This is a genomic window from Ruegeria sp. YKSF070, from assembly GCF_059612725.1.
The window spans coordinates 115,221-140,685 of sequence record NZ_JBXWRD010000006.1; the positions used below are offsets into that span (position 1 = coordinate 115,221).

Below are 25,465 nucleotides of genomic sequence, written 5' to 3' on the forward strand. Positions count from 1 at the left end.
GGTCCTTCCTACAGAGGTTCCGGGCGCCCGGTCAGACGATAGAGGACATGATCGCCCTCCAACCCCTTGAGCGGCGTTATGACGGCATCGGAGTAGTCGAAATCGTGCTGCGACCCGACCATGTTGCGGGTTGCGTCAGACAACAGGATATCGCCCGCTCCGGCAAAAGAGGCGATGCGGGCGGCCTTGTTCACCACGGTGCCAAAGAAATCGCCTCGGTTTTCCACCACCTCGCCGGTGTGCAGGCCGATGCGCAGGGCAAGGCGCGAGCCTTGCGTCCCGGTCCGAATGGCCGAGGCCGCACGGACTGCGCCGGTGGCGGATTGAAAGGATGACATGGTACCGTCGCCCAGCGATTTGACCAACGTGCCGCCATGCTCGGTCACGATTGCCTCGACCCGGCGGAAATGAGCGTCGATCAGGCGCACCCATTCCGCATCGCCCAAGGCCGCGGCCAGACGCGAACTGTCGACGATATCGGTAAACATGATGGTGGCGAGCCCGCCGGTGCCGAACCGGTGCGATCCGGCCTCGGCCGCCGCGATCAGGCGCTGAAAGGCGGTGTGCTCGATCCCCAGCTTGTCGCGGTTCGAGTCGGCCTGCGAGATATGGTGCTGCACCATCTTCCAGCTGCCGCGTTCCAGCACAAAGACAAAGGTCACCCGGTGGGTGCCCCGGCTGCCGGTGCTGGAAAAGGTGTAGTTGCTCTGATAGCTGGCCCAGCCGGTTTCGCCATGCTCATAGGCTTCGATCTCGATGTCCTCTTCGATGAAATCGGGGACCTCGGCCAGATGGTCGGCGATGCCGTCGCGCACCAGCTGCCCACGCCAAAGCTCGCCAGCGGCGCTGCCGATATAGACCAGCGCGTCGGATTGCGACAGGTAATGCGGCAGGTCGGCCACCTTATGACTGCGGATCAGGGTGGTCCAGCGGCGCACGATGGCCTCGATCTCGGGCGAGCGCTGGATCATGTCCGCCACTCCAGCCGGTGGACCCGGTGCAGGCCGTCGAAACCTTTGAGCGGGATGTCTGTCGGCGGGTGAATGACCACGCCCTCCACCGCGCCGGTCAAGTCGCGGGTATCGCCGGAAATCACGATCTCGCCCGGTGCCGCGACGGCGGCGATGCGGGCGGCCTTGTTGACCACGGTGCCAAAGAAATCCTCGCGGGTCTGGATCACCTCGCCGGTATGAATGCCGATCCGCAGGGCGATGGCGGGGCCGTCGGAGGCCTCGGTCGCGCGCAATATGGCCTGCGCGGCGCGCAATCCCTGTTCGGGTGAGGGAAAGCTCGACATGGTGCCATCGCCCAGCGATTTGACGAACTGTCCGCCCCGCGCCTCGATGATCTCGCGCAGCGTTTTGAAATGACGGGCCACCTCGGATGACCACAGCCGGTCGCCCATGGCCGAGGCGAGGCGCGAGGAATTGACGATGTCGGTGAACATGACCGAGGCGAAGCCCTCGCGCTGATCCAGCGAGAACCCCTGTTTCGCGGCGGCGACCAGATCGGCGATGGCCGTCTGTGCGGCACCGGTGAAATCCATGTTCGGGATCGGGACCGATCCATGGCGATGCACGATCTTCCACGCGCCGTCCTCGAGCGTGAAGATCAGGGTCGAACGGATCTGGAACACCCGGTCGGGCTGGGGGGCAAAAACCAGTTCATGACACATGCAGGCCCAGCCGGTGCCGTTGTGCTCGTAAGCTTCGGCAAAGGTCTCGTCATGTCTGATCAGATCGGGAATGTCCCCGAAGAAATCTCCGATCCCCTCGCGTACCGATGGGCCGGCCCAGTTCTCGTTCTCTCCGGTTCCGACAAAGCGAAGGTATTCGCGTTCGGTCAGCAGGTTGCGCAGATCGTTTGGCCGCCTGTTGGGAATCGCGTCGATCCAGCGCCGAGCAATGGCCAGCAGTTCGGGAGAGGCGACCACGCCACTCATCCGCGCCACTCCAGCCGGTGGATGACATGTTCGCCCGCGAGCCCCTTGAGCGGCGTGGTGACCGGGTCGGCAAAGCGAAATTCGTGGCCGCCGACCAGGATGCGGGTCGCGTCCGACAGCCGGATGTCGCCGGGTTGCGCGAGGCCTGCGATCCGCGCGGCCTTGTTCACCACCAAGCCGAAGAAATCGCCGCTGGCCTCGGTGACCTGTCCGCTGTGCACTCCGATACGCACGTGGAGGGGAGGTTCCGTTTCGCGCTCGGCCATCCGCTCCTGGATCGCCTGAGCCGCCATCAGCGCGGGACTGGCACCGTGAAAGGCCGACATGGTACCGTCCCCAAGTGTCTTGACGAGCTCGCCCTTATGCCGGGTTACGATTGTCTTGATCTCATGCACATGGTTCTGAACCAGATCGCTCCACGCCGCATCGCCGATGGTTTCCGTGATCACTGTGCTGTCGGCGATGTCGGTGAACATGATCGTGGCCAGCCCGGCTTGTCCGAGGTTTGGCCGGTCGCGCGCGGCGGCCTTTGCGATCTCGTCAAAGTTGCCCGGATCGTACCCCAGCGAGGTGGCGTTTGGGACCGGGTTCGAGTTGTGTAAATGAACGATTTTCCACTGGGCCTCTTCGAGGCCGAAAACGATGGTGCCCCGGAATTGGATTTTTGTGCCCGTATCCGGCGTGACCATTGTTGCGCTCCAGACCGACCAGCCCATGACATCCCTCTCGAATGCATGGATGTCGATATCCTCGTAGCGGAAGACGGCAAGCTCTTCGCGGGTTTCGGAAAAGAACCTGCGCAGCATGTCACCGGTGAACAACTCGCCTTCGGCGGATCCAAGGTAGAGCAGCGCGCTGCTTTGTGAGAATAGTCCGCTGGTAGATCCGTCGCGCCGGGCCGTGCACTGAAGAAACCGCCTGGTAATGGCGGCGAGTTCTGGCGAATTCTGGTAGCGGTCGGGCATGCAGAGCCTCCGGCCGGCGGAAAAAGGGACAACTGTTTTCTTTCTAAAGCCTCCGGCGGCTTTCCCGCAATCTCTTGAATGCGTGCTGGGCAGCCCGGGTGCAGGGTTCGGGCCGACGAGAAACATGCAAGGGGCAGGAAACATTCATGTAGTTTTCACCATCGAAGTCTTTCAGCCTGCGCAGCAGTCCTCGGGGTGAAGAAGGCAGGTTGGAAGAACTGTTCGGTTAGTCTCGCCACTCCAGCAGATGGGTCAGGTGGTCTCCCTCAAGCCCGCGCAGCCCCACGGTTGCGGGATTGGCAAAGACAAAACCGCCACTATCGCCGACCATCAGACGGGTGGCATCCGAGACCCGGATTTCCCCCGGCCCGGCAAGGGCGGCGATGCGGGCGGCCTTGTTGACCACGGTGCCGAAAACGTCACTGTCGCCGGCGATCAGGTCTCCGGTATGCAGGCCGATGCGGATACGCAGCCGGGGTTCGCTCTCGGCCGCGTCCATTGCCGTCTGGGCGGCTGTGGCGGCCGACAGCGCGGCGCGGGCCGAGGGAAAGCTGGACATGGTGCCGTCGCCAAGCGACTTGATCAATGTCCCGCCCAGACCCTCGACCAGCTGCCTCATCTTGCCGATATGGGCCTTGACCGCTTTCGACCACGGCGCGTCGCCCAGGGCGACCGCGATGGCGGTGCTGTCGGCGATATCGGTGAACATGATCGTTGCCAGCCCGGTTCGGTCCGGTGTCTCGGTCCCGGACAGGGCGGCGTTCAACAGGTCGTCGAAGCGCGCAAGCTCTCGCCCCAGACCTTCGGTATTGGTTCGCGGGATCGAGTTATGGACATGCGCGATGCGCCACTGGCCCTGTTGCAGGTGAAAGATCAGGGTTGTGCGCACCTCGGCGGCGGTCCCATCGGGTGCCTCGGCCTCGTGCACCGTGATCGACCAGCCCGCCGGGCCACAGGCAAAACCGTCGATCGAAGTGAAGCGCAGGCGCATCGGGGGATGCGCCTCGACGAACCGGCCAAAGGCATGCCGGAACTCTGGCCCCCGGCCGATTTCTTCGGGGGCGGTGCCGACGTAATACAATAGCGCGTCATCCGTCAGCAGGTTAACCATCGTGGCGCTGTCGCCGCTGGCATAGGCTTCGTGCCAGCGTCGTGCGATGGCGGCAATCTCGGGGCTGGGCTGGATCGACACGCTCACTCCCGCCACTCCAGCCTGTGGGTCACATGCCGCCCGTCCAGTCCCTTCAGGGCGACTTCAACAGGCGGCGAGAACCGGAACCTCCGGGCGCCACCGACCATGATGCGGGTGGCGTCCGACAGACAGATTTCTCCGGGTGCGCTCAGTGCGGCGACCCGTGCGGCCTTGTTGACGACGGTTCCGAACATGTCGCCGTCCTGTTCGACCAGATCGCCCGTATGCAGGCCGACCCGGATGCGCAACTGCGGCTCGTCCTCGCTGGCGGAGATGGTCCGTTGCAGCTCTGCGGCCGCCGTCAGCGCGCCCGAGGCCGAGGCGAAGGCCGACATGGTGCCGTCACCCAGCGTCTTGACCAGTGTGCCACCATGATCTGTTACGATGACTTCGACCTGTTTCAGGTGCCTGCTGACCGCGACCGACCAGCTGGTGTCGCCCAGGGTTTCGGCTAGCACCGAACTGTCCGCGATGTCGGTGAACATGATCGTTGCAAGGCCTGTGCGCGTGAACTCGGCGGGGGTGGCAAGTGCGGCTTCGAGCAGGTCCTCGAAGCCGCGCGATTCGTATCCCAGCGCCTCCATGTTCGATACCGGGTTCGAGTTGTGCACATGCACGATCCGCCAGACGCCCTGTTCCAGGTGCAGCACAAAGGTGGAGCGAAAGGTGATCTCCTTGCCGGTATCCAGCGACACCCGCTCGCCGAACCATTCGACCCAACCCAGTTCGCCGCATTCAAAGCCGCGAAACTCGTCCCTGTCCCAGGCAAAGCTGGGGATGTCCTGCATATAGCGTGCCATGCCCCGGCGCAGCGTGTCGCCGCGCCAGATCTCGCCATGGGAAGAGCCGATATATCCCAGCGCCGGATCGTCCGAGAACAGATTGGTCACGGTCACGTTGTCCCCCGACGCATAGGCCCGCAGCCACCGGCGGACGATGGCACCAAGCTCGGGCGAGGGGGTGATCGCGGCCATGGTGTCAGACGTCGATGGCTTGCATCACCTGTGGCTCGATCACGTCGACACCGGGCAGACCGTCGATCAGGGCCTGTGCGGATTGTTCCAGGATCGGGAAGGTGCGGTAGTGGCAGGGGATCACCGTCTTGAAGTCGAAATAGCGCTTGGCGGCATAGGCCGCGCCCTGCATGTCCATGGTGAAATGGCCCCCGGCACTGAGAATGCCGATATCGGGTTTGTAATAATCCCCCATCCAGTCCATGTCGGCCATGATGCCGGTATCGCCCGACAGATAGACCACATGCCCCTCGGCGGCGATCATGTAACCCACTTCAGAGCCACCGCTGCGCAGCCCGTCCGGCGTGGTGAAGGTCGAACTGTGCGAGGCGGGCACCATCGACACCCGTACCCCGTTCAGGGTCACCGTGCCACCCTTGTTGAACCCCACGGTCTCGATCTCTTCGGCCTCGCTCCAATAGCCCATCAGATCGTACTGACCCACCACCGGCACCTTGAGCAGGCGCGCCAGCGGCAGCACATCGACCACATGGTCGAAATGGGTATGGGTCAGCAGGATATGGGTGGCACCACTGACGGCGGCGTCGTGCTGATCCTCGGCCAGGGTAGGGTTGCCATTGAGCCAGGGATCGACCAGCAGCACGGCGTCGCCGCTCTCGATCCGGAAACTGCCATGTCCCAGCCAGATGATCTTCATGTGTCTTTCTCCCTGATATGTCTTGGTTTCACCCTAGCATCCGCTAAATGAAAATCCATGGATTGGTTGCGCGAAATCGACGGCTATTGCGAAAGGCTGGGGCCGGGATACTGGGCCGAGCCGGTGAACGCTGTGACCAACCTTGCCTTTGTGCTGGCGGCCATGCTGATGTGGCGGCGTACGCGGGGCGCGCGTGACGGGGTCGAGGCGGCGCTGATCGCCGTGCTGGCGCTGATCGGCCTGGGCAGTTTCCTGTTTCACACTTATGCGCAGGTCTGGGCCGCACTGGCCGATACGCTGCCTATCGTGGCCTATGTGCTGATCTACATCTATGCGATCAACCGCGCCGGGTGGGGCCTGCGCTCGTCGCAGGCGCTGCTGTTGACGGGCGGCTTCTTTCCGTATGCCGCTGCTACGGTGCCGCTGTTCGGATTGTTTCCGGGCCTCGGTGGGTCGGCGGCCTATGCGCCGATCCCGTTTCTGATCCTGATCTATGCCGCCCTGTTGCACCGCCGGGCGCCCGCGCTGGCACGTGGTCTGGCGCTCGGCGCGGGGATCCTGATCGTCTCGATCACCTTCCGGGCGCTGGACGATCCGTTGTGTGTGGGCTGGCCTCTTGGCACCCATTTCCTCTGGCATCTGCTGAACGCGCTCATGCTGGGCTGGATGATCGAAGTCTATCATCGTCATCGGCGCGGAATCTGAGTCTGTCGTTTCCGGGATTGACGGCGCTTGATCGGGCCGCCGATATGGGCCGCTGAAACAGGGAGAGGTGGATATGGGCGATCTGACGGCAGATGTTCTGGTGATCGGCGGCGGTACCGCGGGCTTTGGCGCGGCGGTGGCAGCGGGGCGGCTGGGGCTCGATGTGGTGCTGCTCGAAGCGGGGACCAAGGTGGGCGGGGTCATGGCGTTCTGTCCCGGCATGCCCTGGGGCGCGGCCTATCCTCAGGATGAGAGCATAGGCGGGCTGATGCAGGAACTGACCGAACGGCTGATGGCGATTGACCCGCCGATGGCCGAGAAGCGGCCCTGCACGCTGGAAAACTTCGGCCCCGAGATCCAGTACGATCACGACGCTGCCACCACGATGATGTTCGAGATGCTGGAAGAGGCGGGCGTGCGGGTGTTCCTGGGCGCGGTGGCCTTTGCCCCGCTGATGGAGGGGGACCGTATCGCCGCGGTCGAGTTCTTTGACCGGCGCGGACCGCAGCGGATTGCGGCGCAGATCGTGATCGACTGTTCCGGCGATGGCGACATTTCGGCCAAGGCAGGCGTGCCCTTCACGCTGGGCGACGGGCAGGGCAACATGATGGCGGTGACGCTGTCCTTTTTCATGGAAGGCGCGGACTGGGACCGGGTATTTGCCGAGAACGATCCCTATTTCCGCCGCTACGCCGCCAAGGGGATCGCCGAGGGGCGGCTGCACCCGCATCTGGCGCAGCTCTACCTGATGAAGGGGTTTCACCCCGGCACGGTCTTCTGCAACTCGGTCGCCATTCGCGGGGTGAATGGCACCGACCCCGCCGATGTGACCCGCGCGACGCAAGAGGGGCGGCGGCGTTGCCTGCAACTGGCTCAGTTCCTGCGTTCGGATGTGCCCGGGTTCGAGGCCGCGCATATGTCGCAGCTGGGTCCGACCGTGGGCGTGCGCGAGACCCGCAAGCTGGAAGGAGTGTACAAGGTCACCGGCGCCGATCTGGCGGCGGGCACCAAGTTTGCAGACGGGATCGTTGCCTGTGACAACCCGATCGACGACGTGATGCGCACCTCGGACCAGATGACCCATGACGCCATGGTCGAGCGCGGCGGCTATTACACTATCCCGTTTCGGTCGCTGTTGCCGAAAGCGGTTGCGAACCTGATGTTCGCGGGGCGCATCCTGTCGGCCGACCTGGTGGCCTTTGCTTCGGTTCGGGGGATGCCGCAATGCATGGCGATGGGGCAGGCCACCGGAACAGCGGCGCACCTGGCGATTCGTGACGGCGTGCCGGTGCAGCAGGTGGATATCGCTGAACTGGTGAGGCTGTTGTCAGAGCAGGGGGTTTCGCGTCTTGCGCTATGATGCTGGATTGATCAAGCTCCCTAAATGGCAACGTTTTTGAATTTTCCATGCCCATAAGTTCAAGTATAGGCATCATTCGTTCAATCGTTTGAACGATCTGTCGTATCGCTTGAACGTCTGAACATTCACGGCAGCGGCCTCGTGATGCAGTTTCCTGACACACCCGCCAGTCAACTGGTCGGGCGATATCAGTCAACCGAAAGGAAACCAAACGATGTCTCGCATGATCACCTTTGCCGCCGCTGCCCTGTCGGCCCTGCTCGCCTTTGGCCCTGCCATGGCCGCCGACGAAATCAACGTGGTGCCCGGCCTGACCGCCGCTGGCGCGCCGTTGGGCCTGCATGGCTCGGACCCGGTCGCGCTGCTCGACAAGGGCAAGAACCGCGAAGGCAGCGCCGCGCATACCGCCGTGCATGACGGCGTGGCCTATTATTTTGCCTCCGAGAAGAACCTCAAGGCGTTCCAGGCCAACCCCGATCACTACTCCGTGCAGAACGGCGGATTCTGCACCTTTGGCGTCTCTGTGGGCAAGAAGTTCGACGGCGACCCGAACTATGCCGCCGTGGTCGATGGCAAGCTCTATGTCTTCCTGAACGAAGAGATCTACAAGATGTTCGAGAAGGACAAGGCCGGAACCATCGCCAAAGCGGCGGCCAACTGGACCAAGATCGAGCACAAGGCGGCCAAGGATCTCTGACCCACCCGCTTCCCGGATCGGCCCGTGCGAACCCTTGCGCGGGCCGTTTGGTTTTGGTCGCTTGACCTTTGCCGCGCGCGCCGGTCATCTGCCCTGATGCGCAGGGAGTGAGCGATGACGGCGGCGATTATGACCGACAGGGCGCGGCGCGCCGGGATCGCGGGCGCGATAGCCTGCACCACCATCTTTGCGCTGACCGTTGGCCTCAGCTTTCCGCTCTTGTCGCTGGTGCTGGAGGATCAGGGTATCAGCGAGGCGGCCATCGGGGTCAACGCGGCGATGACGCCGCTGGGCATTATGATCGCCTCGCCCTTTTACCCGCGCCTGATCGAGCGCTTCGGCAGTTGGCAGGTGGCCATCGGCTCGCTGCTGCTGTCGGCGCTGCTGATCCTGTCGCTGGGGCTGACCCGCTCCTTTGGCGCGTTTCTGGTGCTGCGGCTGATGCTGGGCATGGCCGATGTGGGCATCTTCATTGTGTCGGAAACCTGGATCAACCAGTTGGCCCGCCCCGAGACGCGCGGCCGGGTGGTGGGCATCTATGCCACCGCGCTGTCGGTGGGGTTTGGCGCGGGGCCGTTCACGTTGGCGCTGATCGGGTTCCAGAGCTTCACCCCATTTGCCGTCGGCGCGGCGTGCTGTGTCCTGGCCATCGGCGTGGTGCTGGCGGTGCGCGCCCATGCGCCGGATGTCTCGGACGAGGCGCCAGTGTCGCCTCTGGGGTTCCTGCGACGGGCGCCGACCCTGCTGGCGGCAATCTGCGTCTACGCCTTTTGGGAGGGCACGATGCTGTCGCTGTTCCCGGTCTTTGGCCTGGCGGCGGGGCTGACGGTGGCGGTGGCGACCTCGGCCCTGTCGGTGGCGTTCCTGGGCAATACGGTGTTGCAGATCCCCATCGGATGGCTGTCGGACCGGACCTCGCGCCGGCAGGTGATGGTGCTCTGTGCGCTGCTGACCGCGCTGGGCGCGCTGCTTTTGCCCGGCCTGCCTGACCGGCTGCCCTTGTTCCTGGGCGTGCTCTTTGTCTTTGGCGCCACGGCGGGCGGCATTTATACGATGGCGATGTCGGAACTGGGCGACCGGTTCAGCGGCAGTGACCTGTTGGCGGGCAATGCCGCCTTTGCCATCGCCTTTGGCATGGGCGGGCTGCTGGGCGGGCCGATCACCGGTGCTGCGATGCAGCTGACTGGAAATGGCGGCTTTGCCGCTGTTCTGGCGCTGATTTTTGCGGCAATGGCGGCGCTTGCCTATCTGCGCAGGCGGAGCGGCTAACTACCACCTGTCCGTTGCCCTTGCGACCGCGCCCATGGGGCGGTAAATGCGGGCCTGACGCAGATGAGGGAAACCGATGTCGATTGACCAAAGCACCGCCGCCAAAGTGGCCAAGCTGGCCCGGATCAAGGTGGACGAAGAAGCGCTGCCTGCGCTGGCCGCCGAATTCAACACCATCCTAGGTTTCATCGAGCAGCTGAACGAGGTGGATGTCGAAGGCGTCGAGCCTATGGTCTCGGTCACGCCGATGCGGCTGAAGCGCCGCGCGGACGGGGTGACCGACGGCAATCAGCAGGCCAAGGTCCTGTCCAACGCGCCCGACGCGCGCGAGGGGTTTTTCGCGGTTCCCAAGGTGGTGGAGTAAGACATGAGCGATCTGAACACGCTGACGCTGGCCCAGGCGCGCGATGCGCTGCGCAAGGGCGAGACCACCTCGGTCGCGCTGACCGAAAGTTGCCTTGCCGCCATCGAGGGGGCAGGGGCGCTCAACGCCTTTGTCCACAAGACCCCCGAGATCGCGCTGGAGCGTGCGAAAGCTGCCGACGCGCGGCTGCAAACGGGCGATGCGCCCAAGATGTGCGGCCTGCCGATCGGCATCAAGGACCTGTTCTGCACCAAGGGCGTGCCGAGCCAGGCGGCCAGCCGTATCCTTGAAGGGTTCAAGCCGGAATACGAATCCACCGTCAGCCAGCAACTGGCCGACGCCGGTGCCGTCATGCTGGGCAAGCTCAACATGGACGAATTTGCAATGGGTTCGTCCAACGAGACCTCGTGCTATGGCAATGCGGTCAACCCCTGGCGCCGTGGCAATGACGACGCGGCGCTGACGCCGGGCGGCTCGTCCGGTGGCTCCGCCGCTGCAGTGGCCGCCGATCTGTGCCTGGCGGCGACCGGCACCGACACCGGCGGCTCGATCCGCCAGCCTGCCGCCTTTGTCGGCATCACCGGCATCAAACCGACCTATGGTCGCTGCTCGCGCTGGGGCATCGTCGCCTTTGCCAGCTCGCTGGATCAGGCCGGGCCGATGACCAAGGATGTGCGCGACGCCGCCATCATGCTCGAGGCGATGTGTGGCCACGACCCCAAGGATTCGACCAGCGCCGATCTGGCCGTGCCCGATTTTGAGGCCATGCTGACCGGCGATATCCGCGGCAAGGTGATCGGCATCCCGCGCGAATACCGCATGGATGGCATGCCCGAAGAGATCGAGGCTCTTTGGCAGCAGGGCACAGAGATGCTGCGCGCCGCCGGGGCCGAGATCCGCGACATCTCGCTGCCGCATACCAAATACGCGCTGCCCGCCTATTACGTGATCGCGCCTGCCGAGGCCTCGTCGAACCTCGCCCGCTATGACGGGGTGCGCTATGGCCACCGCGCCAAGCTGGCGCAGGGCGACGGCATCACCGAGATGTACGAGAAAACCCGCGCCGAAGGGTTCGGACACGAGGTGCAGCGCCGGGTTATGGTCGGCACCTACGTGCTCTCGGCGGGCTTTTACGATGCCTATTACAACCGCGCCCGCAAGGTACGCAGCCTGATCAAGAAGGACTTCGAGGATGTCTTCGCCGCCGGTGTGGACGCGATCCTGACACCCGCCACCCCCTCGGCGGCCTTTGGCCTGGGCGAGATGGCGGATGCCGATCCGGTGCAGATGTACCTCAACGACGTGTTCACCGTCACCGTGAACCTCGCTGGCCTGCCCGGCGTGTCGGTACCCGCCGGGCTAGACAAGCAGGGGCTGCCGTTGGGCCTGCAATTGATCGGCCGTCCGTGGGAGGAAGGCGATCTGCTGAATACGGCCTATGCGCTGGAACAGGCGGCGGGCTTTGTGGCCAAGCCCGGAAAATGGTGGTAAACCTGTCGGCAAAGCAAAAGAGCAGGACGGCAACAATGCGCGTATTCTATCTTGTCCCCGTGATCGGGGTGCTTGCGGCTTGTGATCCGGCGGTGCCGGATTCGGCTGCCGGGGTTGGCTTCAACACACCTGAATATCAGGCCCAGCGCGACGCGGTGCTTCAGGGCCAGACGGTGACCGGCGATCCGCTGATCCCGCCCTCGGCGGTGTCCAGCGAAGGTTTGCCGCCCGCCGGATCCCCGGCGCTCGACCCAGCCACTGCGGTTCCGGTTCAGACCACCGCCCAGACTGCGTCCTATGTTCCGCAATCTGGTGACACAGCGGACGATATCGCCCGCGAAACCGCGGCAGCGCTGGCCGCCGCCAATGGCAATTCCGGCGTCGCCCCGGTCGAGGCCAGCCCCTCGAACCCGGCGCCCGCTCTGGTCAGCAATCCTAGTATCTCCGACGAGCAGGACTTCCAGGCCGTTGCCAGCCGCGAGTCGATTCAAAGCGATGCCGAACGTATCGCCCAGAATCGCGCCTCGTATCAGGTGGTCGCTCCCACTGCGCTGCCTCAGCGCGACGCGGATGGCAGCCCCAATGTGGTACAATACGCGCTATCGACCAGTCACCCCAAAGGCACCCAGGTCTATAGCCGCGCCGGATTCAATCTCGCCGCCAAGGCCGAGCGCAATTGCGCTGCCTTCCCCTCGCCCGACCAGGCCCAGATCGAGTTCCTGTCCAACGGTGGCCCGCAGCGCGACCGCAAGGGGCTGGATCCTGATGGCGATGGCTATGCCTGTGGTTGGGATCCGGCGCCGTTCCGTCGCGCGGTGCAGAACTAGGGCGCGTGACCCCGCACTGGCACCCTTCGCCCAATTACGGACCCCGCCGCGACGGGCTGACCCCGTCGCTGGTGGTGCTGCATTATACCGCCATGGACAGCGCCAAGGCGGCGCTTAAGCGGCTCTGCGACCCAGAGGCCGAGGTATCGGCCCATTACCTGATCGGTGCCGATGGCACCCTCTGGCAGATGGTGGACGAGGCCGACCGGGCCTGGCATGCAGGGGTTGGGGAATGGCAGGGGCTGGGTGACATCAATTCGCGCTCCATCGGCATCGAACTCGACAATCGCGGCGATCACCCGTTCTCGGCACCACAGATGGCCACGCTTGACGGCCTGCTGGGAGATATCTTGCGCCGCTGGGCGATCCGACCCGCAGGCGTGATCGGTCATTCCGACATGGCGCCCGGTCGCAAATGCGATCCCGGCCCGCGATTCGACTGGGCCCGCCTCGCCCGGCTTGGTCTCGCCGAGACGTCGGGAAGCGGGTCATGCGCCGAGGACCCCACACCCGAGCACCTGCGCACCGCCGCCCGCGCGGCGGGCTTTACCGCGCCTGCCGATGACAAGGCGCTGCTGGCGGCCCTGCGCCTGCGCCACCGCCCTTGGGGCCGTGGCCCGCTCTGCGCTGCCGATCTGGCCGCCTTGCCCCTTCATTCCGCGCAAAATACTCCGGGGTGAATTGGCCGCAGGCCAAGAGGGGCAGCGACCCTTTTCCGCCCGCCTCTTGACCTCCCCCCCGTCAGCGCCTAACTGCGATCTCGCGCGGAGGGCCGGATGGCCGCGTGGGGGGCGACCCCCGCGAGGAAAGTCCGGACTCCATGAAACAGCGGTGCCGGGTAACGCCCGGGCGGGGAGACCCGACGGAAAGCGCCACAGAGAACAGTCCGCCGCGCAGGTCGCGGCAAGGGTGAAACGGTGGGGTAAGAGCCCACCGCGCCCCTGGCAACAGGGGCGGCACGGCAAGCCCCACCGGGAGCAATGCCAAATAGGACCCCCGCGCGGGACGCGTCGGTTTCGGCCGATACCTCCGCTAGGCCGCTTCAGCCGAGAGGGGTCGGGTTGGCAGCTTGAGGCGCCTGGTAACAGGCGCCCCAGAGGAATGGTCATCGAAGGGGGCAACCCCGGAACAGAATCCGGCTTACAGGCCCTCCGCGCGCATTTTCCCGGGCTCGCCCTATTGACTCGGCCCACACGCCGGGTAAAAGCGCAGCCTCAGGACAGAATTCAACCGAAAGGCCCCTGCCTTTTCGGACGCAGGAGATAACCATGGCGAAGCCGACGACCATCAAGATCCGTCTGAACTCGACCGCGGGCACGGGCCACTTCTATGTGACCAAGAAGAACGCGCGTACGATGACCGAAAAAATGACCGTGCGTAAGTACGATCCGGTTGTGCGCAAGCATGTCGAGTACAAGGAAGGCAAGATCAAGTAATCTTGTTCCTTCTGAAAGTATGACGGGGCCGCTCCTTCTGGAGCGGCCTTGTTCGTTTTAACATGGAGACGGTGCACGGGTCGCTTGCCTTTGCGGGTCCGGCAGGGCTAGGCTTGCAGCGTCTGCCACCAAACCCATGACGGTCATGAAGAAAATCCTGCTGCCCGCCTTTGCCCTTATGTCCCTGTCCGCCTGCGCCAGCCTATGGCACCGCGAGGGGGTCGGGTTCACCGGTATCGACGGCGAGCCCAAGACCTTTACCGCTGAAAAGGGTTCGGCCGATTACGTGGCCCGCCGCCTCAGCGTACCGGCAGAACTTGCTGGCAAGCCGGTTCAGCGTCTGCGCAGCGAGAAGGGCGATATCGCAAGCCTGGCAGGTGTCGCCATCGCCGCCGGAGGGCGCAGCCCTCAGACCGCCGTCGAGGTTGGAAGCGGAACGCTCGACCTGTTTCTCAGCACGGTCGAAGTGAACAATGTGCTCTTTGCGGTTCTGCGTACGCAGGAGGACGGGATCGACCGCCTGCCCGAGGGCGCGGATGCCGCCTTTGCCCAGTCGGTCCCGCGCCTGACGGGCTGTCTGGCCGGTGTGCAGGTCTATCAGGCGGGTTCCGCCAAGCGGACCACCGGGCTGGCAGTGCCGCTCGACTGCCGCTGAGCGAAACTGCGGCGCGCAACGAGAAAGGGCGGGGAAACCCCCGCCCTTCGCAGTTCTGGATGTTGCCTGTCTTATTCGCGGTTGCCCAGCAGTTGCAGCAGGAACATGAACATGTTGATGAAGTCCAGATAGAGGCTCAGCGCACCCATGATGGCGGCTTTGCCCAGCCATTCCTGGTCGCCCGAATGGGCCATCTGCAGATAGGTGGTCTTGATGTTCTGGGTGTCATAGGCGGTGAGGCCGGCAAAGATCAGCACACCGATCACCGAGATCGCAAAGGTCATCGCGGACGAGGCCACGAAGATGTTGATTACCGATGCGACGACCAGCCCGATCACGCCCATCAGCAGGAAGGTCCCCATGGCGCTGAGGTCCTTCTTGGTCGTGTAGCCGTAAAGCGACAGACCGGCAAAGGCGATGGCGGTGACCAGGAAAACCTGAATGATCGACTGACCGGTGAAGATCAGGAAGATCGAGCTGAGAGACAGGCCCATCACCAGGGCGAATACGTAGAAGATGAGCTGTGCGGCGGCAGCCGACAACCGGTTCACGGCTGCGCCGAAGCCAAAGACAAAGGCCAGCGGGGCAAACATGATCACCCATTTCAGCGGCGAGGCATAAAGCGAATAGCCGATCTGGGTCAGGTATTTGTCGGCGCTGAGCTGGGCTACAGCGGCGCTGGGATCAGTGGTCACCGCCAGCCCCGAGATTGCCCAGGCGGCAGCAAAGGTGATCAGCATGCCCACGGACATCGTACCGTAGACCTTGTTCATGTGGGCGCGCAGACCCTCGTCGATCTGGGCGGCGCGCAAACCGGCAGTGGACCGGATCGTGTCGAATTGAGCCATTTGGGTCTCCCTGAAATCAAACTCGGGCCGCAAGGGCTACCCTGCGGCATTCCCGTCAAATATCGGAGAGCAGCCCCGTGAATTCAAGTATTTCCGAGTCGGATTTACGCTCAAACCGCCCGAAAAAATGGCCCGCGCGGGGCGGGCCAAGGCAGGGGAAGAGCTGAAGCGGCTATTCCGGCTTATTTCAGCCAGTGATGCGGGGCATTCCAGAACGGTCTCGCGGCCTCGGTCCGGGCCTCGGCGCGGGTGATCCCCATGTCTTCGAGCGCCCGGTCGTCGAGGTGCCGTAACTCCTGACGTTGGCGGCGCAGCGCCAGAAGGTCGTAGAATACGGCAAGCCGGGATCGGGGTGCGGGCCGGCAGGGGTGCGAGGCGGTGACAAAGGCCATGACGTGTCCTTTCTGATTTCGTGATGTGAGTTCGGGTGACAATCAATTTCCTTGATAGATATGGTGGGATGTGCTTCATTATGGAAACGAATGTTTTTGAACTCGTCCATCAAGGTTTGGAATGATACGCAATCTCGACATCACAACCCTGCGCAGTTTCGTGGCCGTGGCCGACAGTGGCGGCGTCACGCGGGCCGCCGGGTTCCTGCACCTAACGCAGTCGGCGGTCTCCATGCAGATAAAGCGGCTGGAGGAACTCTTGGATCTGCAACTGCTGGACCGCAGCGGGCGCGGCATTGCGCTGACCGCCTCGGGTGAGCAACTGCTGGCCTATGCCCGCCGTATGGTGGCGATGAATGACGAGGTGATCGCACGGCTGACCGATCAGGCCTTTGAGGGCGAGGTGGTGCTGGGCGTGCCGCATGATATCGTCTATCCGGCGATCCCGCGCGTGCTCCAACAGTTCAACGCCGCTTATCCGCGGGTGCGGGTGCAACTCTTGTCCTGCTATACCTCCTGGCTGAAAGAGCAGTACGAACGTGGCGAATGCGACGTGATCCTGACCACCGAACCGGGGGGTGGCGATCATTGCGAGACGATTGCGGAACTGCCCCTGCGCTGGATCGGCGCGGCGGGGGGCTCGGCCTGGCGGCAACGGCCGCTGAAACTGGCGCTGGGACGGCGCTGTCTGTTCCGTGCCAGCGTGATCGCGGCGCTGGATGCGGCGAATATCCCCTGGGAGCTGTCGGTCGAGACCGAGAACGACCGCACCATCGAGGCGACCGTGTCGGCCGATCTCGCGGTGCATGCGATGCTGGAAGGCACTGCCGCGCCGCATCTGGCGCAGATCGAGTCCGATACGCTGCCGGTGCTGCCCTCACACAAGATCAACCTTTACGGCGGCAAGGACGGCAAGGGACAGATCGTCGATGCCCTGGTCGACCTGGTCCGCCAGAACTTTGCCAAGATGGGCAACGGCCATCTGCGCGCGGTAAGCTGAGCGATCGCTGCCAAGCGGTGCGCCTGCGGCGCAAGACGATATCTCGTCGTCGTGCCTCCTCCTCGGCACGTGTCGCGCCGCGACATGCCACCGCCAAGACAGAGTATGTGGCGGCGGTGGACGCCTCCGGCGGGAGTATTTGCGACCAGAAAGAAGCGGCTGTCAGGGGGTGATGACGACCTTGCCGGTGGCGGTTCGGCTGCGCAGGAGCTCCAGCCCTTCGGCGGCGCGTTCGAGGGGCAGGACATGGCTGACATGCGGGTGCAGGCGCCCCTGCTCGTACCAGTCGAGCAGGGTCTGGAAGCTGTCCCGGATTACCTCGGGGCGGAACTTCAGATAACCACCGATGTAGAAACCGATCACGGTGAGATTCTTGACCAGCAGGTGATTGGCGGGGATCTGCGGCACCTCGCCGCCGGCAAAGCCGATGGGCAGCAGCCGCGCCTCGGGATTGGCGGCGCGGAAGGCGGCCTTGAAAACATCGCCCCCGATCGCGTCATAGACGACATCGACGCCGCCCAGATCGAGCAGGCGGGTGCGCAGATCTTCGTTGGCGTCAATCAGGATATCGGCTCCGGCCTGGCGGGCGATCTCGAGCTTGTCTGCGCCACGGGCCTGCGCGATCACCCGCGCACCCATGAGTTTGCCGATCTCGACCGCGGTCAGCCCCACACCGCCGGCCGCACCCGTGACCAGGAGAGTCTCGCCCGGTTGCAGGCGGGCGCGGTGATCGAGCGCCATATGGCTGGTGCCATAGGCAATCTGGAAGGCGGCGGCATGTTCGAAACTCATGGCGTCAGGCAGGGGCAGGGCACGGTCCGCGTCGAAAACCCCGTGCTCGGCCAGTCCGCCCTGGCCTGCGTAGACCGCGATTCGGTCGCCGATATTCAGGTGTGAAACACCGGCTCCGAGCGCGCTGATCGTGCCTGCAACCTCCATTCCCAGGGTGAAAGGCGCGGCCGGGGTATCCTGATAGGTGCCCTTCTGCATCAGCAGATCCGCGAAATTCAGACCACAGGCGCGAATATCGATCCGCACCTGGCCCGGCCCCGGTTCGGGCACCGGTTGGTCGATCAGTTGCGCGGGGGTGCCGGCGCTTTGCACGGTGAATGAGCGCATTGCCGCTTCCTCTTGATTTTCGGACATAAAGACTGACCGAGGCGCCGGTGTCAAACTGCGGTGGGACAGGCGGGGGCTTGGGCGTCGTATCGCGGTTCTGCGGGTTCCCTTGCGTTACCTTTCAGGAGTTGTATCGGTGGTTTTGCGCCACAACCTAGGGTGAAGTGGTGCGCCCTGCGTTCAACCAGCTTGAATTTAGTTGCGAATTTCGGCATATTCCTAGCCGGTGCGGTTCGGGTCGCTCAACGATATTAGGGAAAAATTAAACGGCCGTGTCAGATGGTTGTGACAGGCTGTGCCCTTTGTGCCGATACCCGGGCGGTTGTCTGTGTAACAGAGGAGAAATCGAATGACCCATCCTGTCGACGTTCACGTGGGCAAGCGCGTGCGACACCGCCGCTGGTTGATCGGCATGACCCAGCAACAACTGGCCGAGCAGGTCGGCATCAAGTTTCAGCAAATTCAGAAATACGAAACCGGTGCCAATCGCGTCAGCGCGTCCCGCCTGTGGGATATTGCCGAAGCGCTGGACGTTCCGGTCAGCTTCTTCTTCGAAGGTCTGGAGGAGGCCGACAAGGAGGTCGCCGAAAAGCCGAGCGTGCCCGCGGACCTGATGGGGGACAAAGAGGCGCTGGACCTTGTGCGCTCCTATTATGCCATCCCTGAAAACCAGCGTCGGCGCCTGTTCGAACTGGCCCGTGTGTTGAGCGACGTGGCCTGAGCCGCGCCAGCATATTGCAAATTGGAGCGGCGGGTGGCAATGCATCGTCATGAAACCTGCTGACTTCTCCGATCTCGAAATCGCCGAAAAACTGGCTGATGCCGCTCGTGCGGCGATCCTTCCCTATTTTCGTCGGATTGACCTTGGCGCCGAAAACAAGCTGGACACCGGATTCGATCCGGTGACCGAGGCGGATCGTGCCGCAGAATTGGTAATGCGCGATATCCTTGCCCAGCTGCGTCCCGACGACGGTATCCATGGTGAGGAGTTCGATGCGGTCGAGGGGCGAACGGGCCGCGTCTGGGTCCTTGACCCGATTGATGGCACGCGTGGCTTCATCTCGGGCACGCCGACCTGGGGGGTCTTGATCGCCCTGTCGGATGCGCGCGGCCCGTTTCTTGGCATCGTGGACCAGCCCTACATCCGCGAACGTTTTGTCGGAACGCCCGAGGGCGCCTATGTGACCGGACCGCTGGGACGGCAGGCATTGGCCACGCGGCAAGGCACCGATCTGTCCGATGCGGTCCTGTTCACCACCTTTCCTGAACTTGGCAGCACCGAAGAAGAGGCGGCGTTCCGTGCCGTGTCGAGCCGGGTCAAGCTGACCCGCTACGGCATGGATTGCTATGCCTATGCTTTGCTGGCTGCGGGACTGGTTGATCTGGTTATCGAGGCGGGGCTGAAGGCGGTGGATATCCAGGCGCCCATCGCCTTGATCGAGGCCGCAGGCGGCATCGTCACCGATTGGCGTGGTGGCCCCGCGCATGAGGGCGGACGGGCCCTTGCGGCGGCCAATCCGCAGCTTCACAGCGCCGCGTTGGAGTTCCTGAGCGGGGTCTGAGGGTCTTGCATCCGACCAGCGCCGGGCCTAGCATTCCTCTAGCCGGTTCTTGAGCCCGTTTTCCGCCGGCCTGACACACTTCCTATGAAGCGGGCCCGACAGGGGAAGTGTGCAACATGACCGAACATCTGATTCGAAATGCCGATACCATTCTGACAATGGATGCGGGCTGCCGAGAGCTGGCCGGCGAGGATATCCTGATCCGCGACGGGGTCGTAGTCGCGATCGGGCCGAACCTCGCCACGGTGGGCGAGGTGCACGAGGCACGCGGTTGCGTGGTGACACCCGGTCTGGTGAACACCCATCACCACCTCTACCAAAGCCTGACCCGCGCGGTGCCGGGCGGGCAGGACGCGCTGCTCTTTGGTTGGCTCAAGACGCTCTATCCGATCTGGGCGCGCTTCGGGCCCGAGGAGATGTTTGTCTCGGCCCAGATCGGGCTGGCCGAGCTGGCGCTGTCGGGCTGCACGCTCAGTTCCGATCACCTCTACCTTTACCCCAATGGCGCGCGACTTGACGATACCATCGCCGCCGCCGCCGAGCTTGGCCTGCGCTTTCACCCCACACGAGGTGCCATGAGCATCGGCGAAAGCGCGGGCGGCCTGCCGCCCGATACGCTGGTCGAGGGTGAGGCCGCGATCTTGGACGACATGATCCGGGTGGTCGATGCGTTTCATGACGCGGGCGAGGGCAGCATGTGCCGGGTGGGCCTTGCCCCCTGTTCGCCCTTCTCGGTCAGCCGTGACCTGATGCGCGATGCCGCCCTGCTGGCACGGGACAAGGGTGTGATGCTGCATACCCATCTGGCGGAGAACGACGAGGATGTCGCCTATAGCCTGGCGCAATTCGGTTGCCGCCCCGGCCAATATGCCGAGGATCTGGGCTGGACCGGCCCGGATGTCTGGCACGCCCATTGCGTCAAGCTCGACGGGCCGGAGATCGACCTTTTCGCTCGCACGCGCACCGGCGTCGCGCATTGTCCCTGTTCCAACTGCCGGCTGGGCAGCGGCATCGCTCCGGTCCGGGCGATGCGTAACGCGGGTGTCCCGGTGGGGCTGGGGGTCGATGGCTCGGCCAGCAACGACAGCAGCAACCTGATGGGCGAGGCACGCCAAGCGATGCTGCTGCAGCGGGTGGCGAGGGGCGCCGATGCCATGTCGGCGCGCGAGGCGCTGGAGATTGCCACCCGCGGCGGCGCTGATGTGCTGGGCCGCCCCGATTGCGGTCGGCTCGAGGTGGGCAAACGCGCCGATATCGCGGTCTGGGATGTCTCGGGCATCAACAGCGCTGGCAGCTGGGACCCCGCCGCGCTGCTGCTGGCCGGACCGACGCGGGTCAAACATCTCTTTGTCGAGGGCCGCCAGATCGTGCGCGACAGCCAGATCATCACCATCGACCTGCCGCGCATGATCGAACGACAAAACAGCCTCGCCCGCACGCTGATGGGCTGAACCCCTTCATTTCGCAAAAAATACTCCCGCCGGAGGCAAAGATTTTTCTACGAAAAATCTTTCACCGGCCGAGACGGCGGTCAGACTCGTCTGCCGCCGATCCAGACCTCGGCAATTGCGCGGTCGTCTCCCATCATGATGGTTGGGAACAGCGCTTCCCACAGGTCGTCCGCCACGGCGCTGCGCTGGGCGATGGCGGGGGTCGAGGCGAGGTCTAGCACCACCAGATCGGCCTCCATCCCCGCTGCGATATTGCCGATCTGGTGATCCATCCGCAGCGCCCGGGCCGAGCCCTTTGTGGCCAGCCAGATCAGTTGCGCAGCATGGAGCGGCACGCCGCGCAACTGGCCGATCTCATAGGCCGCCGCCATGGTGCGCAGCATCGAAAAGCTGGACCCGCCACCGGTATCGGTGGCCAGCCCGATCCGCTGCCCCTCACCCATCAGCCCGGCCATGTCGAACAGGCCCGACCCGATGAACGTGTTCGAGGTCGGGCAATGGATCAGCCCGGCGCCATGCTCGCGCAGCCGGTCGCGCTCGCGCCTCTCCAGGTGGATGGCATGGCCATAGAGCCCGCGCCCGCCTAAAAGCCCATGCTGCTCGTAGGTGTCCAGGTAATCGCGCGCCTCGGGGTAGAGGCCCTTGACCCATTCTATTTCGTCGGTCTGCTCGCTCAGGTGGGTCTGCATCAGGCAATCGGGATGCTCGGCCCAGAGCGCGCCCATCGCATCCAGCTGTTCAGGCGTCGAAGTGGGCGAAAACCGGGGCGTGATCGCATAGGAGATCCGGTCGACCCCGTGCCACTTCTGTAAAAGTGCCCTGGACTGGTCATAGGCGCTTTGCGCCGTGTCGCGCAGGAATTCGGGCGCGTTGCGGTCCATACAGGTCTTGCCCGCGACCACCCGCTGCCCGCGCGCCTGCGCCTCGGCAAAGAAGGCCTCCACGCTCTCGGGATGGATGGTGCAGAAACTGCACATGGTGGTGGTGCCATGCGCCGCCGTCAGATCCAGATAGCGCTCGGCGATCTCGGAGGCATAGGCCGGATCGGCGAACTTGCGCTCCTCGGGAAAGGTATAGGTGTTGAGCCAGTCGATCAGGCGCTTGCCCCAACTCGCGATCATCGCGGTCTGGGGATAATGCACATGCGCATCCACGAATCCGGCCAGGACGACACGCGACCCGTGGTCGATCTCACTCGCCCCCGGTGCCGCTCTGCGCATCGCCTCCAGCGTGCCGACGGACGCGATATGCGAGCCGTCGATCAGAACCGCCTCGTCAACCCGCACCGCATCCGCGGGCGCGTCTTCGAACGGGGAGCGGGCAAAGGACAGGACTTGTCCCCTGAGGATCGTCTTGCCGGTCATGGTCCGCTTCTCCTTCGCTCGGTACAAAACGGACGCTACCCTAGAACATTCGCGCCGCGGCGGTAAATTGTGGCATTGTCATTGTTTTCTGATAGCTGCTTCTTCAAATTTGCGGCCAATTGGCATAGGGCGTAGCCATGACACCAGGTATCGACACACCCGATCTTGAAAAGCCCCGTGAAGAGGATGCTTATGAGATCGACCTCGATCTCGTGGCCGAGATTCTTGAGGCGGTCGAAGAAGAAAATCGAGACCGCCTGATCGAGTTGATGGAGCCGCTGCATGCGGCCGACATCGCCGACCTGCTCGAGCAGATCAATACCTTCGACCGGGCTCAGCTGATCCGGCTCTACGACCGCGAATTCGATGGTGAGATCCTGTCGGAACTCGATGAGGGCATCCGCGAAGAGGTCGTGCGCCTGCTCAACCCCGACGTTCTGGCCGAAGCGGTGCGTGAGCTGGACAGCGACGATGTGGTCGACCTGCTTGAAGACCTCGAAGAGAGCGATCACGAAACCATCCTCGACGCGTTGGAAGATGCCGACCGGGTCGCGGTTGAACAGGCGCTGGCCTATCCTGAAGGCTCTGCCGGGCGTCTGATGCAGCGCGAGGTGGTGATGGCCCCGGAACATTGGTCGGTGGGCGAGGTCATCGACTTCATGCGCGGCTCGGACGACCTGCCGGACCAGTTCTATCACGTGGTTCTTGTCGACCCGCGCTTGCATCCGGTGGGCAATGTGACGCTGGGTCGGATCATGTCGGCCCGGCGCGAGGTGCCGCTGAGCACGCTGGCCGAAGAGACCTTCCAGATCATCCCCGCCGATCAGGATGAAGAGGACGTGGCCTATGCGTTCAACCAGTATCACCTGATCTCGTCCCCGGTGGTGGACGCCGAAGGGCGGCTGGTGGGCGTGATCACCATCGACGACGCCATGATCGTGCTGGACGAAGAGCATGAGGAAGACATCCTGCGCCTGGCCGGTGTCGGTGAAAGCAGCCTCTCGGACACTGTGCTGGAAACCACGAAGCAGCGCCTACCCTGGCTGGCGGTGAACCTGGCGACGGCGATCCTGGCCTCGCTGGTGATCTCTATCTTCGAAAGCACGATTGCCAACGTGGTGGCGCTGGCCGTGCTGATGCCGATCGTCGCTTCGATGGGCGGCAATGCCGGCACCCAGAGCCTGACGGTGGCGGTGCGGGCGCTGGCGACCCGCGACCTGACCGGGTCCAACCTGGGCCGGGTGCTGCGGCGCGAGGTTTTGGTGGGGCTGGTCAATGGCGCGGTCTTTGCAGTGGTCATGGGGATTGTCGGCCATGTCTGGTTCGGCCTGCCGCTGCTGGGCCCGGTGATCGCTGCCGCAATGGTCGTCAATCTGGTCGTGGCCGGGCTTGCCGGTGCCGGGATTCCGGTGCTTCTTGAAAAGGTCGGGATCGACCCGGCGCTGGCCTCGGGCACCTTCGTGACCACGGTAACGGATGTTGTCGGGTTCTTTGCCTTTCTGGGGCTGGCTTCCGTCTTTCTGCTCTAGGAGGGGTCATGGACGACCTGACCGCGATCAAGGCCGCCGCGCGCAAGGCCGCCTTTGCCCGCCGCAAGGTGGCATTCGATAGCCACCCGGCCGGGGCGGCGGGACGGCTTTCAGAGGTGCTGGCCGGCTATCGCGGCGTGCCGCTGTCCGGCTACATGCCGATCCGGACCGAAATCGACCCGCTGCCCGCCATGGCCGAGGCGGCGGCGCATGGCCCCGTCGGGGTGCCGGTGATCCAGGGCGCGGGTCTGCCCCTGCGGTTTTCGCTGTGGTCGCCCGAGGGCGCGCTGCGCGAAGGCCCGTTCGGCGCCATGGTGCCCGAGACCGACGACTGGATGGAACCCGAGATCCTGATCGTGCCGCTGGTGGCCTTTGACGCGCGCGGCGGCAGGCTAGGATATGGCGGCGGGTTCTATGACCGCACGCTTGAGGGGCTGCGCGCCAAACGCGGAACGCTTGCCATCGGATTCGCCTTCGACGCGCAAGAGGCCGAGGCGCTGCCGCTGGAACCAACCGACCAGCCGCTCGACATGGTGGTGACCGAAAGCCGCGTGCTGAGCTTCTGATCTTTGCGAGGCTCCGCCTCGCGCTCCGGAGTATTTCGGACCAGAAAAAAAGCACGGTCCGCGCCGCTCTTCATTTCGCCGCAAATACTCCGGGGGAGACGCCGCAGGCGGCGGGGGCAGCGCCCCCTGCATTTTCCGGCTTGCCCTGAACCGCACCGCCTCATAGGACCGAAGGCATGAAGATACTGTTTCTTGGCGATGTGATGGGCCGCGCGGGGCGCAAGGCCGTGTGCGAACACCTGCCGCGATTGCGGGCAGAGTGGAAGCTCGATTTCGTGGTGGTCAATGGCGAGAACGCCTCGAATGGCATGGGTCTCTCGGGCGAGCATGCCAAGGCGCTGCTGGATGCGGGCGCCGATTGCCTGACGCTGGGCGATCATGCCTTCGACCAGAAGGACATGCTGCAATATATCGAGACCGAGCCGCGCATCATCCGGCCGATCAACTATGCCAAGGGTGCGCCGGGGCGCGGTCATCGGCTGTTCACCGCGCCGGGCGGACGCAAGGTGCTGGTGGCGCAGGTGTTGGGCCAGGTCTTTATGAAACGCCCCTATGACGATCCGTTCTCGGCGATCGAGCCGGTGCTGAAATCGCATCCGCGCGGCGGTCTGGCCGATGCGGTGATCGTCGACATGCATTGCGAGGCGACCTCGGAAAAGATGGCGATGGGCCATTACTGCGACGGGCGCGCCAGTCTGGTGGTGGGTACTCATACCCATGTGCCGACGGCCGATGCGATGGTGATGCCAGGCGGCACCGCCTATCTGAGCGATGCGGGCATGTGCGGCGATTACCATTCGGTGATCGGCATGGAGAAGGCCGAGCCGATGCGCCGGTTCATCACCGGTATGGCCAAGTCTCGGTTCACTCCGGCGCTGGGCGAGGCGACGGTTTCGGGCGTCTATGTCGAGACCGCACCGCAAGGGGGCGCCGCCACCCGCATCGCCATGGTGCGGGTTGGCGGGCAGTTGCAGCAATCGGGTCCGTGATCGCCCCGTCCCGGGGGCTGTACGCGCGGGCTTGCCGAAGCTCTGCCGATACGGGAAGATGCCAGCCGGCA

Annotated in this window: 27 protein-coding genes and 1 other RNA gene; 18 read left to right on the forward strand and 10 right to left on the reverse strand. The window is 64.2% G+C overall.

The features are described from left to right. Positions 1–8 precede the first annotated feature (8 nt). The 6 genes from AC2FL1_RS05065 to AC2FL1_RS05090 form a co-directional block, all read right to left on the reverse strand. Entirely contained in the window at positions 9–971 is a 963-nt protein-coding gene (locus AC2FL1_RS05065) for a nuclear transport factor 2 family protein (protein ID WP_496876182.1), read from the reverse strand. Continuing rightward, positions 968–1,942, reverse strand: coding sequence for an adenylate/guanylate cyclase domain-containing protein (locus AC2FL1_RS05070; RefSeq protein ID WP_496876183.1), 975 nt, complete (start codon positions 1,940–1,942; stop codon positions 968–970). The genes AC2FL1_RS05065 and AC2FL1_RS05070 overlap by 4 nt, the downstream gene beginning before the upstream one ends. Continuing rightward, complete coding sequence (locus AC2FL1_RS05075; RefSeq protein WP_496876184.1) at positions 1,939–2,907, reverse strand: adenylate/guanylate cyclase domain-containing protein; 969 nt, start codon at positions 2,905–2,907, stop codon at positions 1,939–1,941. Before AC2FL1_RS05075 ends, AC2FL1_RS05070 begins: the two co-directional genes overlap by 4 nt. Positions 2,908–3,133: 226 nt before the next feature. Continuing rightward, a complete protein-coding gene (locus tag AC2FL1_RS05080) occupies positions 3,134–4,105 on the reverse strand; it encodes an adenylate/guanylate cyclase domain-containing protein (RefSeq protein ID WP_496876185.1) in 972 nt (323 codons plus the stop codon). After that, entirely contained in the window at positions 4,102–5,073 is a 972-nt protein-coding gene (locus AC2FL1_RS05085; protein ID WP_496876186.1) for a nuclear transport factor 2 family protein, read from the reverse strand. The genes AC2FL1_RS05080 and AC2FL1_RS05085 overlap by 4 nt, the downstream gene beginning before the upstream one ends. 4 nt (positions 5,074–5,077) lie before the next feature. Continuing rightward, entirely contained in the window at positions 5,078–5,770 is a 693-nt protein-coding gene (locus tag AC2FL1_RS05090; RefSeq protein WP_496876187.1) for a metal-dependent hydrolase, read from the reverse strand. A gap of 57 nt (positions 5,771–5,827) precedes the next feature. On the opposite strand from AC2FL1_RS05090, the gene AC2FL1_RS05095 reads away from it, so the two are divergent. The 11 genes from AC2FL1_RS05095 to AC2FL1_RS05145 all read left to right on the forward strand — a co-directional run bounded on the left by AC2FL1_RS05095 (position 5,828) and on the right by AC2FL1_RS05145 (position 14,574). Then, positions 5,828–6,475, forward strand: coding sequence for a ceramidase domain-containing protein (locus tag AC2FL1_RS05095; protein ID WP_496876188.1), 648 nt, complete (start codon positions 5,828–5,830; stop codon positions 6,473–6,475). Positions 6,476–6,548: 73 nt separating this feature from the next. Next, a complete protein-coding gene (locus AC2FL1_RS05100; protein WP_496876189.1) occupies positions 6,549–7,835 on the forward strand; it encodes an FAD-dependent oxidoreductase in 1,287 nt (428 codons plus the stop codon). A 214-nt stretch (positions 7,836–8,049) separates the two neighbouring features. After that, positions 8,050–8,532, forward strand: coding sequence for a YHS domain-containing (seleno)protein (locus tag AC2FL1_RS05105; RefSeq protein WP_496876190.1), 483 nt, complete (start codon positions 8,050–8,052; stop codon positions 8,530–8,532). Between the two features lie 114 nt (positions 8,533–8,646). After that, positions 8,647–9,801: an MFS transporter gene (locus AC2FL1_RS05110; protein ID WP_496876191.1), complete on the forward strand. Its 1,155-nt coding sequence runs from the start codon at positions 8,647–8,649 to the stop codon at positions 9,799–9,801. 76 nt (positions 9,802–9,877) lie between these two features. Further along, a complete protein-coding gene (gatC, locus tag AC2FL1_RS05115) occupies positions 9,878–10,165 on the forward strand; it encodes an Asp-tRNA(Asn)/Glu-tRNA(Gln) amidotransferase subunit GatC (protein WP_164128792.1) in 288 nt (95 codons plus the stop codon). Positions 10,166–10,168: 3 nt separating this feature from the next. Beyond that, on the forward strand, positions 10,169–11,656 hold the full coding sequence (gatA, locus tag AC2FL1_RS05120) for an Asp-tRNA(Asn)/Glu-tRNA(Gln) amidotransferase subunit GatA (protein ID WP_496828159.1): 1,488 nt from the start codon (positions 10,169–10,171) through the stop codon (positions 11,654–11,656). A 35-nt stretch (positions 11,657–11,691) separates the two neighbouring features. After that, complete coding sequence (locus AC2FL1_RS05125; RefSeq protein ID WP_496828157.1) at positions 11,692–12,483, forward strand: hypothetical protein; 792 nt, start codon at positions 11,692–11,694, stop codon at positions 12,481–12,483. Between the two features lie 5 nt (positions 12,484–12,488). Then, positions 12,489–13,163: an N-acetylmuramoyl-L-alanine amidase gene (locus AC2FL1_RS05130; protein ID WP_496828155.1), complete on the forward strand. Its 675-nt coding sequence runs from the start codon at positions 12,489–12,491 to the stop codon at positions 13,161–13,163. A gap of 84 nt (positions 13,164–13,247) precedes the next feature. Next, an RNA gene (gene rnpB, locus AC2FL1_RS05135) (RNase P RNA component class A) lies at positions 13,248–13,642 on the forward strand. 109 nt (positions 13,643–13,751) lie between these two features. Continuing rightward, positions 13,752–13,919, forward strand: a complete 168-nt coding sequence (rpmG, locus tag AC2FL1_RS05140) for a 50S ribosomal protein L33 (protein WP_007799108.1) — start codon at positions 13,752–13,754, stop codon at positions 13,917–13,919. A 145-nt stretch (positions 13,920–14,064) separates the two neighbouring features. Continuing rightward, on the forward strand, positions 14,065–14,574 hold the full coding sequence (locus tag AC2FL1_RS05145) for a hypothetical protein (RefSeq protein ID WP_496876192.1): 510 nt from the start codon (positions 14,065–14,067) through the stop codon (positions 14,572–14,574). Positions 14,575–14,645: 71 nt separating this feature from the next. Here the strand turns inward: AC2FL1_RS05145 and AC2FL1_RS05150 are convergent, their stop codons facing one another. Both AC2FL1_RS05150 and AC2FL1_RS05155 read right to left on the reverse strand, forming a co-directional pair. Next, positions 14,646–15,422 carry a Bax inhibitor-1/YccA family protein gene (locus tag AC2FL1_RS05150; RefSeq protein ID WP_496828151.1) on the reverse strand — a complete coding sequence of 259 codons (777 nt, stop codon included), beginning with the start codon at positions 15,420–15,422 and terminating at the stop codon, positions 14,646–14,648. Between the two features lie 182 nt (positions 15,423–15,604). Beyond that, the gene (locus AC2FL1_RS05155; protein WP_496876193.1) at positions 15,605–15,814 is read right to left on the reverse strand and encodes a DUF1127 domain-containing protein; all 210 of its coding nucleotides are present in this window, start codon (positions 15,812–15,814) and stop codon (positions 15,605–15,607) included. 121 nt (positions 15,815–15,935) lie between these two features. Between AC2FL1_RS05155 and AC2FL1_RS05160 the strand changes: the two genes are divergently transcribed. Then, the gene (locus AC2FL1_RS05160; RefSeq protein WP_496828149.1) at positions 15,936–16,814 is read left to right on the forward strand and encodes a LysR family transcriptional regulator; all 879 of its coding nucleotides are present in this window, start codon (positions 15,936–15,938) and stop codon (positions 16,812–16,814) included. Between the two features lie 162 nt (positions 16,815–16,976). Here the strand turns inward: AC2FL1_RS05160 and AC2FL1_RS05165 are convergent, their stop codons facing one another. Then, on the reverse strand, positions 16,977–17,933 hold the full coding sequence (locus tag AC2FL1_RS05165) for an NADPH:quinone oxidoreductase family protein (RefSeq protein ID WP_496828147.1): 957 nt from the start codon (positions 17,931–17,933) through the stop codon (positions 16,977–16,979). A 349-nt stretch (positions 17,934–18,282) separates the two neighbouring features. Here AC2FL1_RS05165 and AC2FL1_RS05170 point away from each other — a divergent pair, with 349 nt between their 5' ends. The 3 genes from AC2FL1_RS05170 to AC2FL1_RS05180 all read left to right on the forward strand — a co-directional run bounded on the left by AC2FL1_RS05170 (position 18,283) and on the right by AC2FL1_RS05180 (position 20,946). Beyond that, positions 18,283–18,654, forward strand: a complete 372-nt coding sequence (locus AC2FL1_RS05170; RefSeq protein ID WP_234171405.1) for a helix-turn-helix domain-containing protein — start codon at positions 18,283–18,285, stop codon at positions 18,652–18,654. A 49-nt stretch (positions 18,655–18,703) separates the two neighbouring features. Then, positions 18,704–19,495, forward strand: coding sequence for a histidinol-phosphatase (hisN, locus tag AC2FL1_RS05175; protein WP_496876194.1), 792 nt, complete (start codon positions 18,704–18,706; stop codon positions 19,493–19,495). A 116-nt stretch (positions 19,496–19,611) separates the two neighbouring features. Continuing rightward, entirely contained in the window at positions 19,612–20,946 is a 1,335-nt protein-coding gene (locus AC2FL1_RS05180; protein WP_496876195.1) for an 8-oxoguanine deaminase, read from the forward strand. Positions 20,947–21,026: 80 nt separating this feature from the next. Here the strand turns inward: AC2FL1_RS05180 and guaD are convergent, their stop codons facing one another. Next, a complete protein-coding gene (gene guaD, locus AC2FL1_RS05185) occupies positions 21,027–22,310 on the reverse strand; it encodes a guanine deaminase (RefSeq protein WP_496876196.1) in 1,284 nt (427 codons plus the stop codon). Positions 22,311–22,447: 137 nt separating this feature from the next. Between guaD and mgtE the strand changes: the two genes are divergently transcribed. The 3 genes from mgtE (at position 22,448) to AC2FL1_RS05200 (ending at position 25,394) form a co-directional block, all read left to right on the forward strand. Next, positions 22,448–23,839 carry a magnesium transporter gene (gene mgtE, locus AC2FL1_RS05190; RefSeq protein WP_496828139.1) on the forward strand — a complete coding sequence of 464 codons (1,392 nt, stop codon included), beginning with the start codon at positions 22,448–22,450 and terminating at the stop codon, positions 23,837–23,839. An 8-nt stretch (positions 23,840–23,847) separates the two neighbouring features. After that, a complete protein-coding gene (locus AC2FL1_RS05195) occupies positions 23,848–24,405 on the forward strand; it encodes a 5-formyltetrahydrofolate cyclo-ligase (protein ID WP_496828137.1) in 558 nt (185 codons plus the stop codon). Between the two features lie 176 nt (positions 24,406–24,581). Next, the gene (locus AC2FL1_RS05200; protein WP_496876197.1) at positions 24,582–25,394 is read left to right on the forward strand and encodes a TIGR00282 family metallophosphoesterase; all 813 of its coding nucleotides are present in this window, start codon (positions 24,582–24,584) and stop codon (positions 25,392–25,394) included. Positions 25,395–25,465 lie beyond the last annotated feature (71 nt).

What these genes read in the sequence shown, in the direction of transcription:
- AC2FL1_RS05065 (WP_496876182.1), bottom strand. Translation starts at nt 971, where the DNA reads ATGATCCAGCGCTCGCCCGAGATCGAGGCCATCGTGCGCCGCTGGACC.
- AC2FL1_RS05070 (WP_496876183.1), bottom strand. Translation starts at nt 1,942, where the DNA reads ATGAGTGGCGTGGTCGCCTCTCCCGAACTGCTGGCCATTGCTCGGCGC.
- AC2FL1_RS05075 (WP_496876184.1), bottom strand. Translation starts at nt 2,907, where the DNA reads ATGCCCGACCGCTACCAGAATTCGCCAGAACTCGCCGCCATTACCAGG.
- AC2FL1_RS05085 (WP_496876186.1), bottom strand. Translation starts at nt 5,073, where the DNA reads ATGGCCGCGATCACCCCCTCGCCCGAGCTTGGTGCCATCGTCCGCCGG.
- AC2FL1_RS05090 (WP_496876187.1), bottom strand. Translation starts at nt 5,770, where the DNA reads ATGAAGATCATCTGGCTGGGACATGGCAGTTTCCGGATCGAGAGCGGC.
- AC2FL1_RS05095 (WP_496876188.1), top strand. Translation starts at nt 5,828, where the DNA reads ATGGATTGGTTGCGCGAAATCGACGGCTATTGCGAAAGGCTGGGGCCG.
- AC2FL1_RS05100 (WP_496876189.1), top strand. Translation starts at nt 6,549, where the DNA reads ATGGGCGATCTGACGGCAGATGTTCTGGTGATCGGCGGCGGTACCGCG.
- AC2FL1_RS05105 (WP_496876190.1), top strand. Translation starts at nt 8,050, where the DNA reads ATGTCTCGCATGATCACCTTTGCCGCCGCTGCCCTGTCGGCCCTGCTC.
- AC2FL1_RS05110 (WP_496876191.1), top strand. Translation starts at nt 8,647, where the DNA reads ATGACGGCGGCGATTATGACCGACAGGGCGCGGCGCGCCGGGATCGCG.
- gatC (WP_164128792.1), top strand. Translation starts at nt 9,878, where the DNA reads ATGTCGATTGACCAAAGCACCGCCGCCAAAGTGGCCAAGCTGGCCCGG.
- gatA (WP_496828159.1), top strand. Translation starts at nt 10,169, where the DNA reads ATGAGCGATCTGAACACGCTGACGCTGGCCCAGGCGCGCGATGCGCTG.
- AC2FL1_RS05125 (WP_496828157.1), top strand. Translation starts at nt 11,692, where the DNA reads ATGCGCGTATTCTATCTTGTCCCCGTGATCGGGGTGCTTGCGGCTTGT.
- rpmG (WP_007799108.1), top strand. Translation starts at nt 13,752, where the DNA reads ATGGCGAAGCCGACGACCATCAAGATCCGTCTGAACTCGACCGCGGGC.
- AC2FL1_RS05145 (WP_496876192.1), top strand. Translation starts at nt 14,065, where the DNA reads ATGAAGAAAATCCTGCTGCCCGCCTTTGCCCTTATGTCCCTGTCCGCC.
- AC2FL1_RS05150 (WP_496828151.1), bottom strand. Translation starts at nt 15,422, where the DNA reads ATGGCTCAATTCGACACGATCCGGTCCACTGCCGGTTTGCGCGCCGCC.
- AC2FL1_RS05155 (WP_496876193.1), bottom strand. Translation starts at nt 15,814, where the DNA reads ATGGCCTTTGTCACCGCCTCGCACCCCTGCCGGCCCGCACCCCGATCC.
- AC2FL1_RS05160 (WP_496828149.1), top strand. Translation starts at nt 15,936, where the DNA reads ATGATACGCAATCTCGACATCACAACCCTGCGCAGTTTCGTGGCCGTG.
- AC2FL1_RS05165 (WP_496828147.1), bottom strand. Translation starts at nt 17,933, where the DNA reads ATGCGCTCATTCACCGTGCAAAGCGCCGGCACCCCCGCGCAACTGATC.
- AC2FL1_RS05170 (WP_234171405.1), top strand. Translation starts at nt 18,283, where the DNA reads ATGACCCATCCTGTCGACGTTCACGTGGGCAAGCGCGTGCGACACCGC.
- hisN (WP_496876194.1), top strand. Translation starts at nt 18,704, where the DNA reads ATGAAACCTGCTGACTTCTCCGATCTCGAAATCGCCGAAAAACTGGCT.
- AC2FL1_RS05180 (WP_496876195.1), top strand. Translation starts at nt 19,612, where the DNA reads ATGACCGAACATCTGATTCGAAATGCCGATACCATTCTGACAATGGAT.
- guaD (WP_496876196.1), bottom strand. Translation starts at nt 22,310, where the DNA reads ATGACCGGCAAGACGATCCTCAGGGGACAAGTCCTGTCCTTTGCCCGC.
- mgtE (WP_496828139.1), top strand. Translation starts at nt 22,448, where the DNA reads ATGACACCAGGTATCGACACACCCGATCTTGAAAAGCCCCGTGAAGAG.
- AC2FL1_RS05195 (WP_496828137.1), top strand. Translation starts at nt 23,848, where the DNA reads ATGGACGACCTGACCGCGATCAAGGCCGCCGCGCGCAAGGCCGCCTTT.
- AC2FL1_RS05200 (WP_496876197.1), top strand. Translation starts at nt 24,582, where the DNA reads ATGAAGATACTGTTTCTTGGCGATGTGATGGGCCGCGCGGGGCGCAAG.